This window comes from Actinoplanes sp. NPDC051405, assembly GCF_055586185.1.
In genome coordinates this window covers 695,782-709,644 of sequence record NZ_JBVJIR010000002.1, presented here as the reverse complement: position 1 = coordinate 709,644, position 13,863 = coordinate 695,782, and the positions used below count along the sequence as shown (strand labels likewise).

The window sequence follows — 13,863 nt, the reverse complement described above, 5'->3', positions numbered from 1 at the left end:
TCCCCCTCCCCCCCACACCAAAAGTATGGGTCACTCTTGTACTTCTCTCCCCCCCCCCCCCCCCCTGCCCCCCCCCCCCCCCCCCTCCCCCCCCCCCCCCCCGCCCACCCCCCCCCCCCCCCCCCCCGGCCCGGCTCAGTCGCGCAGCCGGCGGTAGGCGCGCGCCGACAGCGGCAGGAATATCGCGGTGAGCAGCAGCGGCCAGCCGACCGCGAGCCACACCGCCCCGTCGGCCAGCGGTCCCTCGGTGATCCCGGTCGGGTTGCCGAAGAGCTCCCGCGTGGCCGACGCGGTCGCGGACAACGGGTTCCAGGCGGCGATCGCACCCAGCCAGCCCGGCATCGTCTCGGCGGACACGATCGCGGTGGACAGGAAGCCGATCGGCCAGACCAGCACCTGCACGGCCATCGTGGCGCCCTCGCCGCGGAAGCTCAGGCCCACGAAGATGCCGATCCACAGCACGGCGAACCGCAGCAGGAGCAGGAGCAGCACGGCGGCCAGCGCGGACGCCGGGCCGTCGGAGATCCGCCAGCCGATGACCAGGCCGCCGAGGATCAGCACGAGCAGCTCGACCGCCGAGTTGGCCATGTCCGCGCCGACCCGGCCCAGGGCCACCGACGCGCTGCCGATCGGCATCGAGCGGAACCGGTCGGTGATGCCCTTGCGGGCGTCGTTGGCCATCGCCGTGGCCGTGCTCTCGACCCCGAACATCATGCTCAGCGCGAGCATCCCGGGCAGCAGGAAGCTGATGTAGTCGCCGCCGCCGGGGACCGTGATCGCGCCGCCGAAGAGAAAACCGAAGACCAGCAGCAGCATGATCGAGAAGAGCAGGCCGAAGAGCGGCGCCCACGGCTGGCGTACCCAGTGGGCCAGGTCCCGCTGGGTGATGACCCAGCCGGCTCGCAGTGTCGTCATCGCGCCACCTCCTTGTCGGTCAGGGTGAGGAAGACCTCGTCGAGGGTCGGCCGGCGCAGCACCAGGTCCTCCGGGGCGACGCCCAGCTGATCCAGGGCACGGACGATGTCGGCCAGCGCGACCACCCCGGCCCCGACCTCGAAGGTCACCCGGTGCGTCTCCGCGTCGGTGACGGCCGCCTCGCCCAGGGCGGCCGCCAGTCGCTGGGCCACCAGCTCCAGCGACTCCGACCGCGGCACGGTGACGGTCACCCGGTCCCCGCCGACCTGACGCTTGAGCTCGTCCGGCGTGCCGGTGGCGACCACCTTGCCGTGGTTCATCACGGAGATCCGGGCCGCCAGCTGGTCGGCTTCGTCGAGGTACTGCGTGGTGAGCAGGACCGTGGTGCCGCGCGCGGCGATCTCCCGGACGCTCTCCCAGACCTCGTTGCGGGCCCGGGGATCCAGGCCGGTGGTGGGCTCGTCGAGGAACAGCACCGCCGGGGTCAAGATGAATCCGGCGGCCAGGTCGAGCCGGCGGCGCATCCCGCCGCTGTAGGTCGAGACCGCCCGGTCCGCCGCGTCGGTGAGCCCGAACGTGTCGAGCAGCTCGTCGGCCCGGGCCCGGGCCAGGGCCGTGGTGAGGCCGAAGAGCCGGCCGAACATGACCAGGTTCTGCCGGCCGCCGAGGATCTCGTCCACGGCGGCGTTCTGCCCGACCAGTCCGATCCGCCGCCGGACCTCGCGGCCCTGGGTACGGACGTCGAAGCCGGCGACGCGCGCGCTGCCGCCGTCGGTGCGGATGAGGGTGGCCAGGGCCTTCACCGCGGTGGTCTTGCCGGCGCCGTTCGGGCCGAGCAGGCCGTGGATGACGCCGGGCGGCACGCTCAGGTCGAAGCCGTCCAGAGCCTGGAGATCGCCGTATCTCTTGCGTAGTCCGTCGGCCGTGAGGGCATGGTCGGTCACGGTGGCTCCTAACTCCGTATGCCTTACGGAAATCTTGCCGGGCAACACCGTACACCCCACGGGGTAATCTGCGCACATGGAAAGTCAGGACATCGACCGCACGCTCAATTTGCTGTGGCGGCGCACGCTCGGGACACCGCAGGGCACCCGCGGACCCCGGCAGCGGGTGAGCGTGGACGAGGTGGTGCGCGCGGCGATCGCGGTGGCGGACGAGGAGGGGCTGCCCGCGTTCTCGATGCGCAAGGTCGCCGACCGGCTCGGGCTGAAGCTGATGTCGATCTACACCTACGTCCCCGGCCGGGCCGAACTGATCGGTCTGATGATCGACGAGGTGGCCGGCGAGCAGAAGCTGCCGCCGCACGAGGGCCCGCTGCGGCAGCGGATAGCCGGGGTCGCGCAGCAGATCTGGGACGAGTTCCACCGGCATCCCTGGCTGCTGCAGGTGGAGAACAGCCGGCCGTGGATCGGCCCGAACGTCTCCGACCGCTACGAGTGGCAGCTCGCCGCCATCGAGGGCGCCGGCTTCACCGACCTGGAGATGGACCAGGTGATCACGATGCTGTGCGGTTTCACCGCCGGGGCGGCGCGGTCCTCCATCGACACCCGGCGCACCACCGAGCAGTCCGGCATCTCCGACGCCGAGTGGTGGGCGGTCAACGCGCCGGTCCTGGAACGGGTGATGCCCGGCGACGCGTACCCGATCTCCGGCCGGGTCGGGCAGGCCGCCGGGCTGGAGTACAACGCGGTCGGCGACCCGGAGCGGTCGTTCCGCTTCGGGCTCGACCGCATCCTGGACGGGCTGGAGCGCCTCCTCGACCGCTGACGGGGCGCACGGGGAAGCCGGGGCATAATCGCCTCTCATGAGCGACGCCCTGATCGACAGCCTCACGGCGGCCGTCGCCGCCCGGCCCGACGACGTCGCGCTGCGACTGCACCTGGCCGAGCTGCTGGTCGGGGCCGGGCGGACCGGCGAGGCGATCGGGCACGCCGCCCAGGTGCTGGCCCGGGACCCCGCGAACGAGGCCGCCCGGCGGGTGATGGCGAACGCCCTTCCCGGGGAGGCGAAGGCGGCCGAGCCCGGTCCGGGCGTGGACTGGGCCGCCCTGGAGGGTGAGTTCGAGGGCGTCGTCCCACCCAGGTTCGCCCCGGCCGGTGCCGACGACCGCGCGTTCGACGTCGAACGGGCCACGGTCACCCTCGCCGACGTCGGCGGCATGGACGAGGTGAAGCAGCGCCTCGAGCTGGCCTTCCTCGGCCCGCTGCGCAACCCGCGGCTGCGCACATTGTTCGGCAAGAGCCTGCGCGGTGGCCTGCTGCTGTACGGGCCACCCGGTTGCGGCAAGACGTTCCTGGCCCGGGCCGTCGCGGGGGAGATGGGCGCCGCGTTTGTCTCCCTGTCGATCGTCGACGTGCTGCAGATGTGGGTCGGCAGCTCGGAGCGCAACCTGCACGACCTGTTCGAGGCCGCCCGCTCGCACGCGCCCTGCGTGCTGTTCCTGGACGAGATCGACGCGCTCGGCCACAAGCGCAGCCAGCTCAGCTCCTCGGCGATGCGGACCCTGGTCAACCAGCTGCTCACCGAGCTGGACGGGGTCGGCGACGGCAACGAGGGGGTGTTCGTGCTCGCCGCGACCAACGCCCCCTGGGACATCGACGCGGCCCTGCGCCGGCCCGGCCGCCTCGACCGCACTGTGCTGGTCCTGCCGCCGGACGCGACCGCCCGCGCGGCCGTCCTCGAGTACCACCTGCGCGAGCGGCCGGTCGCCGGCATCGACCTGCGCGCGCTGGCCGCCGCCACCGAGCACTTCTCCGGTGCGGACCTCGCGCACGTGTGCGAGACGGCGGCCGAGTTCGCGATGCGCGACTCCATCGCCACCGGCGAGGTGCGGATGATCTCGCAGCAGGACATGACAGCCGCCGTCCGGGAGCTGCGCCCGTCCACCGACGCCTGGTTCGCCACCGCCCGCAGCGTGGTCATGTTCGGCAACGCCGGCGGCGAGTTCGACGACCTGGCCGCGTACCTCCGCAAGCGCAAGCTGCTGTGAGCGGCGACGACGCGTACCGGCAGGCCCGGCAGCTCGCCCAGGTCGGCCGGCACGCGGACGCCGAGGTCCGGTTGCGCGCGGCGCTGGCCGCCGCGCCCGCCGACGCCGATCTGCTCACCCTGCTCGGTTATGTGCTGCGTCAGCAGCGCGACTACGCGGCCGCGCTGGCGGCCTGCGACGCGGCCGTGGCCGCCGACCCGCGGCTGGCCGACGCGCACGCCGAACGCGCCGAGTCCCTGATCGCGCTGATCCGCGACCGGGACGCGATCGCCGCGGCGGGGGAGGCGGTCCGGCTGGCCCCGCACGAGCCCTCCGGGCACCTGGTGCTGGCCCGCTCGCTGGCCGCCGGCCGCCGCTTCGCCGAGGCCCGCGGCTGTGCCCGGCAGGGTCTGGCGCTGGCCCCGCGGTCGGTCGAGGGGCTGCTGACCGTGGCCGACGTGGAACGTGACGCGGGCAACCGGGACGCGGCCGAGGAGGCGGCCCGGGCGGCGCTGGCGATCGAGCCGGCCAACGCCTACGGCCGCTGGCTGCTCGCGATGCTCGACGCCGAACGGCTGCGGGTGGGCCGTTCGATGCGCGCCCTGCACGACGTGGCCCGGGAGAATCCGGCCCGCCCGGATCTCATCTCGATGACCTGGCCGATCCGCAGCCTGCTCAGCGCGCTGCGCCGCTGGTTCGCCGCCGCGATCCTGCTGGTGGCGGCCGGCGCCCTGGCGGCGAGGTGGTGGCCACCGGCGGCCATCGGCAGCCGCATCCTGGCCGCCCTGTTCGCGGTGGTCGTGGCCGGCTTCGCCCTGCGGGTGCTGGTCCCGGCGGGCCGGTTGCCGTGGCGCTGCCTGCGGCTGGTGCCCGGGCTGCTGCGCCGGGCCACCCGGGCCGCGATGGTGACGGTGGGCGTCATGGTCGCGCTCCTGCTCGCGTACGCCGTGACGGGCCGCTGGTGGACGGCCGTGCTCGCCCTCGCGGGGGTGCCGGTGCTGTGCGGCCTGGGCCTGGCCGAGTTGCTCGGTGCCCGGCTGGACGACCCGGGTTTCCTGCACGCGCTGAAGGCCCTGGGCCGTGACTTCCGCGACTGGGGCGGCGAGCTCGCCCGCTGGTGGCAGGAGACGAAGCGCGAACTGCGCGAGACGTGGAACGACGACAAGCCGCTGCCGCCGCGTCCCGGGTCGTCGCGATGAGCCACGATCACAGCCACGGCACCCCGCCGGCCGCGTCCCGGCGTACCCGGCGGATCGTCACCGCGGTGCTGGTGCCGGCTGCACTGGCCACCCTCGTGGCACTGATTCTGCTGTGGCCCGGCGACGTGCGCACGGACGCTGCCGCGAGCGGCGGCGAGCGGGCCCTGGGCACGGTCACCGCTGTTGCCGAGCAGGCCTGCCCGGCCGGGGCGCAGCAGCAGCGCTGTGGTTCCGCCACGGTCCGCGTCACCGAGGGCCCCGGCTCGGGGACAGATCAGGCGGTGGATCTTCCGCAGGGCCCCGGCACGCGCGCCCTGCACGTCGGCGACGGCGTGGTCCTGCTCTACTTCCCGGACGCGGTTCCCGGCGGGCGGGCGTACTCGGTGGTGGACCGGCAGCGCTCGACTCCGATGATCTGGCTGGTCGCGGTGGCCGTGGCGGTGATCCTGGCGTTCGGGCGGCGGCGGGGCCTGACGTCGCTGGCCGGCCTGGCGGTGAGCTTCGCACTGCTGCTGCTGTTCGTGATCCCGGCCATCCTCGACGGCTCGCCGCCGCTGCTCATCGCCGTGGTGGGCGCCTCGGCGATCATGTTCGCGGCCCTGTATCTGACCCACGGCGTCAACGTGCACACCTCGGTGGCGGTGGCCGGCACGCTGGCCAGCCTGGTGCTCACCGGCGTGCTGGGCGCGGTGTTCACCTCCCTGATGCAGCTGAGCGGGCTGGGCAGCGACGACAGCGCGGCCCTGGCCGTCACCCGGACCAGCCTGGACCTGCGCGGATTGCTGCTGGCCGGGATCGTGATCGGCGCCCTCGGTGTGCTGGACGACGTGACGGTCACCCAGGCGGTGACGGTGGCGGAGATGAGCCCCGGCGCGACGAGCCGCTGGGAGCTGTACCGCGCGGCGATCCGGGTGGGCCGCGCGCACGTGGCGTCGGCGGTCAACACGATCGTGCTCGCCTACGCGGGGGCCTCGCTGCCCCTGCTGTTGTTGATCACGGCGTCCAGCGAACCCGTCACCGACCTGCTGACCAGCGAGTACCTGGCCCAGGAGATCCTGCGCAGCGCGGTCGGCACGATCGGCCTGGTCGCCTCGGTTCCGATCACGACCGCCCTCGCCGCCCTGGTGGCGGACCTGGGCCCGGCCACGCCCATTTCCACGGGGCGGCACGCCCGGCGCGCCTGAGGACGGCGGGCCGGAGCCCGCCGCCCTCGATCGGCCGGTGCTCAGCAGTTGCGCAGTTCCGGCGACTGGTTGAGCAACTGGCCGCGCGGGGAGACGAACGCCTGGTAGCGGTCGCCGCCCACCGCACCGAAGCGGAACGCCGCCACCCGGTGGCAGTTCTGGAAGGCGAGCTTGGCGCCGAAGTGCCGCTCCAGCCCGCCGCGGATGGCGTCACTGGCCAGGGCGCGCAGCAGCTCGCCCCGCTGCTGCTCGGACGGCGGCGGGACCTCGTGGTCGGCGAACTCGCCGCCGGTGGTGTCCAGGTCGGTCATGACCTTGCTGACCACTTCCCACGCGTACGGCAGGGACGTGCGGACACAGTCGACGAACTCCGCGTCCGTGACCTCGCCGCGCTCGGCGGCGGAGAGCAGATCGGGGGAGACGGCAAGAGACATGCGGATCCTTCCAACAGCGGACGGCGTACCGGCGGGGCGCCGGCGCCAGGTCCATCTTGTTGGTAACGGTTTTCATTGTAAAGATGGGCGCGCCGGTGTCACCCGACCGCGCGCGACCGTCTGCTGCTCGCGGCGGCCGAGCTGCTCGACCATCCGTCGTTCTACGTGCCGCTGCACGGGCTGATCGGCCGGCCGGCCGGGGAGCGCGATCTCGGCCTGTCCGTGCGGGCCCGCGAGGCCGCCCTGCAAGAGGTGCTGCTGAACCGGCGAAGCCGGGCCCGGCCGACGTCTCCCGGGCCGGTGCCGCTGTCACGCTGCGGGCCGCGCCGGCGGCCGACCGGACGGGGTTGACCGCGGGCGAGGCCGCCCTGTTGGGTGAGCTTCTCGACCGCCTCGCCGCCGAAACGGAGCCCGCCCGGTGATCCTCGACTGGCCCGCCTGCCGCAATGCCCGCGACCTGGGCGGACTGCCCACCCTCGACGGTGGCCGGATCCGTGACGGGGCGCTGCTGCGCTCCGACCACCACGCCGCGATGACCCCGGCCGACGTCGCCACGGTCCGGGCCGCCGGGGTGTCGCGGATCGTGGATCTGCGCCGGCCCGCGGAGGTCGCCGAGCAGCCCAGCCCGTTCGCCGGTGACCCGATCTACACCCATGTGTCGATGCTCATGGACGTGACCGACTACGAGTATCCGGCCGACTCCTACGGGCCGCTGCTCGATCACAACCAGGACCGGGTGGCAGCCGCCTTCCGGGCGATCGCCGAGGCACCCCCGGGCGGCGTGCTCGTGCACTGCCGCGGCGGGCGGGACCGGACGGGCACCCTGGTCGCCCTCGCGCTGACGGTCGCCGGGGTCGGCCCGGAGGTGGTGGCCGAGGACTACGCGCGCTCCGAGGACTGCCCGGCCGCCACGATGATCAACACCCTGGCCCACGCCGAGCAGGCGTACGGCGGCGTCGAGAACTACCTGCGCGGCATCGGCGTCGAGCAGCGCCACCTCGACGCGGTCCGGGAGCGCCTGCGCGAGCCGGCCCACCTCACCGAGACCCGCGCGGGCTGGGACGCCGTGGCCGACTGGTACACCGAGCAGTTCCGCGACGACCTGCCCACCAGGATCTGGGACCGCGCGCTGCTGGCCGGCTTCGCGGAGCTCGTCGGCGCCGCGCCCGGCCCGGTCGTCGAGGTGGGTTCCGGACCCGGCGTCACGACCGCGTATCTGCACGGCCTGGGTCTGGACATCAGCGGCATCGACCTCTCCCCGGAGATGGTCGCCGTCGCCCGCCGCGACCACCCGCACGTCCGGTTCCGGGTGGGGTCCATGACGGACCTGCCGTGGCCCGACGCGTCGCTGGCCGGGCTGGTGGCCTGGTATTCGATCATCAACCTGCCCGACGAGGAGCTGCCGGCGGTGTTCGCCGGGTTCCACCGGGTGCTGGCCCCCGGCGCGCCGGTGATCCTGGCTTTCCAGACCGGCGACGAGATCGTGGTCCGCCGGGACATCACCTTCCACCGCCGCCGTCCCGAAGCCGTCGAGGCGCTGCTCGCCGACGCCGGGCTCGACCTGGTGCTGCGGACGGTCCGGGAGCCGGCCGAGCACCTGGGCGTGGTCGAGACGGTGCCGCAGGCGTACCTGGTGGCCCGGCGGCCGTCAGCCGGTCGGTAGCGTCGTCAGGACGACGACGTCCACTGCACCGACAGGCCGGTCGCCGCGCGTTCGGTCCGGACCTCCATCACCGAGCCCAGGATCGTCGCCCGGTCCACCACGATCGGCTGGTCGTCCAGGCCGTAGGTGATCCGGTCCGAGACGAACACCGGCGTGCCCTCGGGCCGGCGCAGCAGCTCGGCCACCGGCGCCGTGAGCACCTCCGGGCGCAGCACCTCCGAGGCGCGGTGCACGACCACCCCGTGCTCGGCGATCGCGGCGTACAGGGAGGTGTCGCTGAGGTCGGCGGTGCGCAGCAGGGCGCCGACCGGCGGGCGCACCCAGGACAGCTGGTGCACCGCCGGCCGGCCGGCCAGCAGACGCAGGCGTTCGAGCCGCAGGACCCGGCCCGGGCCCAGCTGCGCCGCGACCCAGGCCGGCGGGCGGTGCATGCCCTGGCCGAGGATCTCGGTGCTGACCGTACGGCCCTGAGCCCGCAGATCCTCGGCCAGCCCGCGCAGCGAGTCCAGCCGGTAGGTGGCCTTCGGCGACGCGACGAACGTGCCCCGCCCCGGCTGCTGGGAGAGCAGGCCGTCGGCCTCCAGCTGCCGCAGCGCCTGCCGCAGCGTCACGAGCGTCACCCCGTACGCGGCGCTGAGCTCCTTCTGCGGCGGCAGCGCCGAGCCGGGCGGCAGCTCGCCACCGCGGATCTTCGCGGTCAGGTCAGCCGCGATGACCTGATATTTCGGCGTGCGGCGTTCCAGGAGACACCCCCAGGTCGAGTGCGGTGCGGTAGGCGGCGACGTCGGCGCCGAGCTCGGCCGCCGTGGCTCCGTCGAGAACCCTACGCATCAGCACCGAGGCGATCACAGCGCCGTCCCCGGCGCGTCCCGCCTCGGCCGCCTGCGCCGGGGTGGACACGCCGAAGCCGATCAGCACCGGCAGCTCGCTGACCGCTTTCAGCCGGACGGCCAGTGTCGCCGCCGAGCCGGCCAGCCGGGCGCGTTCGCCGGTGGTGCCCATGACGCTGATCGCGTACACGAAGCCGCGGCTGCGGGCGCAGATCTCCCGCAGCCGGTCGTCCGGGGTCGACGGCGCCGCCAGCAGCACCAGGTCGATGCCGGCGGCCGCCGCGGCGGCCTCGGTCGCCGCCGATTCCTCCAGCGGCAGGTCCGGCACGATCAGGCCGGAGACCCCGGCGGCGGCCAGCGCGGGCAGGCCGACCCGCAGGACGATGTTCGCGTACGTCATGACGACGACCGGCACCCGCAGCGGCGTGGCGGCGAGGTCCGCGAGAATCGACTCCACCGTGGCGCCGCGGGCCAGGGCCCGGTCCGACGCCTCCTGGATGGTCGGCCCGTCGAGCATCGGGTCGGAGAACGGCAGCCCCACCTCGATCGCGTCCGCCCCGCCGTCCTGATAGGCCAGCAGCAGCTCGGTCCAATCCGCGGTGATGCCGCCGGTCACGTACGGCACCAGCAGCGGCCGTCCGGTGACCGCCAGCGCGGCGCTGAGCGTGGTCGTCATCGCGGTCCCTCCATCAGCTGGGCCATGTCCTTGTCACCGCGGCCCGAGAGGGTCAGCAGCACCGTCGAGCCGGTCGGCAGCTCGGATGTCCCGGCCGCGCGCAGCACCCACGCCACCGCGTGCGCCGATTCGAGCGCGCAGATGATGCCCTCGCGCTCGGCCAGGCGGCGGACCGCGACCAGCACCTCGTCGTCGGTCACCGCCACGTACCGGGCCCGGCCCAGCCCGCCGAGCTGCGCGTGCTCCGGCCCGACGCCGGGGTAGTCCAGGCCGGCGGCGATCGAGTGTGCCTCGGCGACCTGCCCGTGCCGGTCCTGCAGCACCAGCGACCGCGAGCCGTGCAGCACGCCCGGCTCACCGCCGGACACCGCCGCCCCGCCGGCCGCCTCCACGCCGACGAGCCGGGCGGTCGTGTCGACGAAGCCCGCGAAGGTGCCGGCCGCGTTGGAGCCGCCGCCCACGCAGGCGACGACGACGTCCGGGATACCGGTGCTGAGCTCGGCCGCGACCTGCCCGCGGGCCTCTTCGCCGATCACCCGCTGAAATTCCCGGACCATCCACGGGTACGGGTGCGGCCCGGCGACCGACCCGAGGCAGAAGTGGGTGTCCTCGACGGCCGACACCCAGCTGCGCATGGCCTCGTTGGTGGCGTCCTTGAGGGTGCGGCTGCCGCTGGTCACCGGGACGACCTCGGCGCCGAGCAGGTGCATCCGGAAGACGTTGAGGGCCTGCCGCTCGATGTCGCGTTCGCCCATGTAGACCGTGGCGCGCAGCCCGAACAGCGCGGCCGCGGTGGCCGTGGCCACGCCGTGCTGGCCGGCCCCGGTCTCGGCGATCAGCCGGGTCTTGCCCATCCGCCGGGCCAGCAGCGCCTGCCCGAGCACGTTGTTGATCTTGTGGGAGCCGGTGTGGGCCAGGTCCTCGCGCTTGAGCAGCAGGGTGATGCCCAGCTCGGCGGAGAGGTTGCGGGCGGCGGTGAGCGCGGTGGGGCGCCCGGCGTAGGTGCGGCGGTAGCCGTCGAGCTCCTGCCGGAACGCCGGGTCGGCCCAGGCGTCGCGGAAGGCTTCTTCCAGGGCGAGGCAGGCGGGGATCAGCGACTCGGGGACGTATCTGCCGCCGTACTCGCCGAAGCGCCCGCCGGTGGTGGGTTCGCGCATGACCACGGTCACGGTGTGCCTCCAAAGTTCTATAACTCGTAGACGAGTGTTTCATAGCTAACTGCAGAGTTCTAGAACTTTAATTCTGTTGTCGCCCGGGTCACGTACGGCTTGGCTCGGGTGGTGACCGAGTCCTATTTCGTCTGTGCGACGCCGCGCACCGGCAGTTCCCTGCTCCTCGGCCTGCTGGCGTCGACCGGGCTGGCCGGCATCCCGGAGTCGTACTTCCGGCAACCGGACGAGCAGCTGTGGGCCGACCGGTGGGGGATTCCCGGCCCGGCTTTCGACTACCGGGCCTTTGTGCACGCCGCCCTCCAGGCCGGCTCGACGCCCAACGGCGTCTTCGGCGCCAAGCTGATGTGGGGCACCCTCGACGAGCTGGTGGCCAAGCTGGCGCCGTCCACCGAGGGTCGGGACCTCGCGGTGCTGGAGGCCACGTTCGGGCCGGTCCGCTTCGTATACCTGCGCCGCGAGGACGAGCTGGCCCAGGCGGTGTCCTGGCTGCGCGCCGAGCAGACCCGCACCTGGTGGGCCGACGATCCGGGTGGCACCGCGGCCGAGCCCCGCTACGACGAGGCCGGCATCACGGCGCTGCTGGACACCATCGCCGAGCACAACGCGGCCTGGCGGGCCTGGTTCGCCCGGTACGGCATCACCCCGCACGAGATCACCTACGAGCAGCTCACCGCCGACCTGACCGGCACCACCCGCGGCGTGCTCACCTTCCTGGGCCTCGACCCGGACGCGGGCCGGCCGATCCAGCCCCGGCACCGCCGCCAGGCCGACCGGCTCAACGAGGAATGGGCCGCGCGATACCGGACGGAAACCGCCCGCTAGAGCAGTTCCGCGTCGTGGACCAGCAGGGCCACCTGGACCCGGTTGTTCAGGTCGAGCTTGGCCAGCAGCCGCGACACGTGGCCCTTCACCGTCGGCAGGCTCATCGCCAGCTCGGTGCCGATCTCCGCGTTCGACCAGCCCCGGCCCAGCGCCAGCGCCACCGCCCGTTCCCGCTCGGTCAGCGCCGCCAGCCGGTGCCGGGCCCGGTCCCGGCGCGGCCCGGCGGCCGGATCGGCGACGTGGTCGATCAGCTGCCGGATCACCGCCGGCGACAGGGTGGCCGAGCCGCCCGCGACCGCTCGGACCGCCTCGATGATGTCGCGCGGCGCGGTGTCCTTGAGCAGGAAGCCGCTGGCCCCGGCCCGGAGCGCGTCCAGCACGTGCTCGTCGGCGTGGAACGTGGTCAGCACGATCACCTGCGGCGGCGCCGGGCGCGAGCGCAGCCGGCGGGTGGCCACCAGCCCGTCCACCTCCGGCATCCGGATGTCCATCAGCACCACGTCGGGCCAGTGCGCGTCGGCCATCGCCGCGGCCTGCGCGCCGTCGCCGGCCTCCGCGACGACCTCGATGTCCGGCGAGCCGCCGAGCAGGATGCGCAACCCGGCCCGGACCAGCGGATCGTCGTCCACGATGGCCAGCCGGATCGGTCGCGCCGGCCCGGCGCCCGCCCTCACCGCCGCTCCCCGGCCGCACATCGTCCAGGAACCCACCGACCGGCCGTACGCGATCCGCGACGGAGCCGGGCCGCCGCCGGGACGCGCCGGCCGTTCATGCCGGCCATGGCAGCTCGGCCTCCAGGACGAAGTCGTCGCCCTGCCGGCCGTACCGGACGTGGCCGCCGGCCAGCGCCGCGCGCTCGCCGACCCCGACCAGGCCCATCCCCGCGCCCGGCACCTCCGCCCGCGCGGCCGGTACCGGGCACGGGTTGGCGATCCGGATCCGCAGGCCGGCGCCGGGTGCGCCGTCGAGCTGCACCCGGACCGCCGTGCCCGGCGCGTGCTTGCGCGCGTTCGTGAGGCCTTCCTGCACGATCCGGTACGCCGTACGCCCGAGCACCACCGGCGGCCCGCCCTCCGGCAGCGCACACGTGTGGTGCACCGTCGTGCCCATCGCCCGGGCGCTGTCGACGAGTCCGGGCAGGTCGGCGAGCCCCGGCTGCGGTGGCTCCGGGCGGCCCACCGCGCCCTCACGCAGCACCCCGATGACACCGCGCAGCTCCTCCAGGGCCTCATGGGCGCTGGCCCGGATCGCGCCCGCCGCGATCGCCACCTCCTCCGGCCGCGCGTCGGTGCGCACCTCCAGGGCTCCGGCATGCAGGCTGACCAGCGACATCCGGTGGGCCAGCACGTCGTGCATCTCCCGGGCGATGCGGGCCCGCTCGGTCAGCCGGGCCTGGTCCTCCCGCAGGTGCTGCTCGGCCTCGAGCCGGGCGGCGTGCTCCCGCAGCGACCCGGTCAGCCGCCGGTACGCCCGCACGAACATCCCCCACCCCAGCGCCCCCGCCGTGGTGACCCCGCGGACGAGCAGGTCCACCCACACCGGAAACTCCGGGCTGTCGTGCAGCACGAAGTACACCGGCACCACCGCGACGTACGCCACGCCGAGCGCCAGTGCCACCGGGCCGCGCCGATGGATCGCCACGGTGAACAGCGCGACGATGACGGCGCCGGTCGCCATCACCGACACCGTGCTCACGGGCAGCAGGGCGATGGTCAGGCCCACGGGCCGGCGCCGGCGTACCAGCAGCGCCGCGCAGCACAGCACGCCGAGCGCGACGTCGGCGAGCCACGGCAGCGGCGCACCCTCGCGGGTGGCGTCGCCGAGCGGCACCATCAGCGACCCGTACGCCAGCGCCACGGTCACCGCGACGGTGTCGGCCAGCCGATCCCGGACCGCCGACCGGCGACCGCCCGCCGGGTCGGGCACGAGCAACGTGAACACCAGGCCGGCCATGTGCCGAGCCTACGATCCGGCGTCGCGCGAGGGCACTGTCCGAAGTC

The 13,863-nt window shown here is 74.1% G+C and carries 14 protein-coding genes; 6 read left to right on the top strand and 8 right to left on the bottom strand.

What is annotated here, in order from left to right; translation table 11 throughout:
- Positions 1-135 precede the first annotated feature (135 nt).
- Positions 136-915, bottom strand: coding sequence for an ABC transporter permease (locus ACZ6S4_RS07755; RefSeq protein ID WP_465474135.1), 780 nt, complete (start codon positions 913-915; stop codon positions 136-138).
- Positions 912-1,859 (bottom strand): ATP-binding cassette domain-containing protein, encoded by a 948-nt coding sequence (locus tag ACZ6S4_RS07750; RefSeq protein WP_465474134.1) that lies wholly within the window; start codon positions 1,857-1,859, stop codon positions 912-914. Before ACZ6S4_RS07750 ends, ACZ6S4_RS07755 begins: the two co-directional genes overlap by 4 nt.
- Before the next feature lie 76 nt (positions 1,860-1,935).
- Here ACZ6S4_RS07750 and ACZ6S4_RS07745 point away from each other — a divergent pair, with 76 nt between their 5' ends.
- Genes ACZ6S4_RS07745 through ACZ6S4_RS07730 form a run of 4 tightly spaced genes read left to right on the top strand, consistent with a single transcriptional unit; the run spans position 1,936 to position 6,266 of the window.
- Positions 1,936-2,682 carry a TetR/AcrR family transcriptional regulator C-terminal domain-containing protein gene (locus ACZ6S4_RS07745; RefSeq protein ID WP_465474133.1) on the top strand — a complete coding sequence of 249 codons (747 nt, stop codon included), beginning with the start codon at positions 1,936-1,938 and terminating at the stop codon, positions 2,680-2,682.
- A 37-nt stretch (positions 2,683-2,719) separates the two neighbouring features.
- Positions 2,720-3,904 carry a tetratricopeptide repeat protein gene (locus tag ACZ6S4_RS07740; protein ID WP_465474132.1) on the top strand — a complete coding sequence of 395 codons (1,185 nt, stop codon included), beginning with the start codon at positions 2,720-2,722 and terminating at the stop codon, positions 3,902-3,904.
- Positions 3,901-5,082: a hypothetical protein gene (locus ACZ6S4_RS07735; protein WP_465474131.1), complete on the top strand. Its 1,182-nt coding sequence runs from the start codon at positions 3,901-3,903 to the stop codon at positions 5,080-5,082. The genes ACZ6S4_RS07740 and ACZ6S4_RS07735 overlap by 4 nt, the downstream gene beginning before the upstream one ends.
- Positions 5,079-6,266 carry a YibE/F family protein gene (locus ACZ6S4_RS07730; protein WP_465474130.1) on the top strand — a complete coding sequence of 396 codons (1,188 nt, stop codon included), beginning with the start codon at positions 5,079-5,081 and terminating at the stop codon, positions 6,264-6,266. The genes ACZ6S4_RS07735 and ACZ6S4_RS07730 overlap by 4 nt, the downstream gene beginning before the upstream one ends.
- Positions 6,267-6,307: 41 nt before the next feature.
- On the opposite strand, the gene ACZ6S4_RS07725 is transcribed toward ACZ6S4_RS07730, so the two are convergent.
- Positions 6,308-6,700, bottom strand: coding sequence for an SCO5389 family protein (locus ACZ6S4_RS07725; protein ID WP_465474129.1), 393 nt, complete (start codon positions 6,698-6,700; stop codon positions 6,308-6,310).
- Positions 6,701-7,118: 418 nt separating this feature from the next.
- On the opposite strand from ACZ6S4_RS07725, the gene ACZ6S4_RS07720 reads away from it, so the two are divergent.
- A complete protein-coding gene (locus tag ACZ6S4_RS07720; protein ID WP_465474128.1) occupies positions 7,119-8,363 on the top strand; it encodes a tyrosine-protein phosphatase in 1,245 nt (414 codons plus the stop codon).
- Positions 8,364-8,368: 5 nt separating this feature from the next.
- On the opposite strand, the gene ACZ6S4_RS07715 is transcribed toward ACZ6S4_RS07720, so the two are convergent.
- Genes ACZ6S4_RS07715 through trpB form a run of 3 tightly spaced genes read right to left on the bottom strand, consistent with a single transcriptional unit; the run spans position 8,369 to position 11,026 of the window.
- Entirely contained in the window at positions 8,369-9,037 is a 669-nt protein-coding gene (locus ACZ6S4_RS07715; protein WP_360544906.1) for a GntR family transcriptional regulator, read from the bottom strand.
- 28 nt (positions 9,038-9,065) lie between these two features.
- Positions 9,066-9,869, bottom strand: coding sequence for a tryptophan synthase subunit alpha (gene trpA, locus ACZ6S4_RS07710; RefSeq protein WP_465474127.1), 804 nt, complete (start codon positions 9,867-9,869; stop codon positions 9,066-9,068).
- The gene (gene trpB, locus ACZ6S4_RS07705) at positions 9,866-11,026 is read right to left on the bottom strand and encodes a tryptophan synthase subunit beta (protein ID WP_465474151.1); all 1,161 of its coding nucleotides are present in this window, start codon (positions 11,024-11,026) and stop codon (positions 9,866-9,868) included. The genes trpA and trpB overlap by 4 nt, the downstream gene beginning before the upstream one ends.
- Positions 11,027-11,149: 123 nt before the next feature.
- On the opposite strand from trpB, the gene ACZ6S4_RS07700 reads away from it, so the two are divergent.
- Positions 11,150-11,863 (top strand): Stf0 family sulfotransferase, encoded by a 714-nt coding sequence (locus tag ACZ6S4_RS07700; protein WP_465474126.1) that lies wholly within the window; start codon positions 11,150-11,152, stop codon positions 11,861-11,863.
- Here the strand turns inward: ACZ6S4_RS07700 and ACZ6S4_RS07695 are convergent.
- Positions 11,860-12,558 (bottom strand): response regulator, encoded by a 699-nt coding sequence (locus ACZ6S4_RS07695; RefSeq protein ID WP_465474150.1) that lies wholly within the window; start codon positions 12,556-12,558, stop codon positions 11,860-11,862. The genes ACZ6S4_RS07700 and ACZ6S4_RS07695 overlap by 4 nt on opposite strands.
- Before the next feature lie 73 nt (positions 12,559-12,631).
- Complete coding sequence (locus tag ACZ6S4_RS07690) at positions 12,632-13,816, bottom strand: sensor histidine kinase (RefSeq protein ID WP_465474125.1); 1,185 nt, start codon at positions 13,814-13,816, stop codon at positions 12,632-12,634.
- Positions 13,817-13,863 lie beyond the last annotated feature (47 nt).

What these genes read in the sequence shown, in the direction of transcription:
- ACZ6S4_RS07740 (WP_465474132.1), top strand. Translation starts at nt 2,720, where the DNA reads ATGAGCGACGCCCTGATCGACAGCCTCACGGCGGCCGTCGCCGCCCGG.
- ACZ6S4_RS07695 (WP_465474150.1), bottom strand. Translation starts at nt 12,558, where the DNA reads ATGTGCGGCCGGGGAGCGGCGGTGAGGGCGGGCGCCGGGCCGGCGCGA.
- ACZ6S4_RS07745 (WP_465474133.1), top strand. Translation starts at nt 1,936, where the DNA reads ATGGAAAGTCAGGACATCGACCGCACGCTCAATTTGCTGTGGCGGCGC.
- ACZ6S4_RS07690 (WP_465474125.1), bottom strand. Translation starts at nt 13,816, where the DNA reads ATGGCCGGCCTGGTGTTCACGTTGCTCGTGCCCGACCCGGCGGGCGGT.
- trpA (WP_465474127.1), bottom strand. Translation starts at nt 9,869, where the DNA reads ATGACGACCACGCTCAGCGCCGCGCTGGCGGTCACCGGACGGCCGCTG.
- trpB (WP_465474151.1), bottom strand. Translation starts at nt 11,026, where the DNA reads ATGCGCGAACCCACCACCGGCGGGCGCTTCGGCGAGTACGGCGGCAGA.
- ACZ6S4_RS07730 (WP_465474130.1), top strand. Translation starts at nt 5,079, where the DNA reads ATGAGCCACGATCACAGCCACGGCACCCCGCCGGCCGCGTCCCGGCGT.
- ACZ6S4_RS07725 (WP_465474129.1), bottom strand. Translation starts at nt 6,700, where the DNA reads ATGTCTCTTGCCGTCTCCCCCGATCTGCTCTCCGCCGCCGAGCGCGGC.
- ACZ6S4_RS07755 (WP_465474135.1), bottom strand. Translation starts at nt 915, where the DNA reads ATGACGACACTGCGAGCCGGCTGGGTCATCACCCAGCGGGACCTGGCC.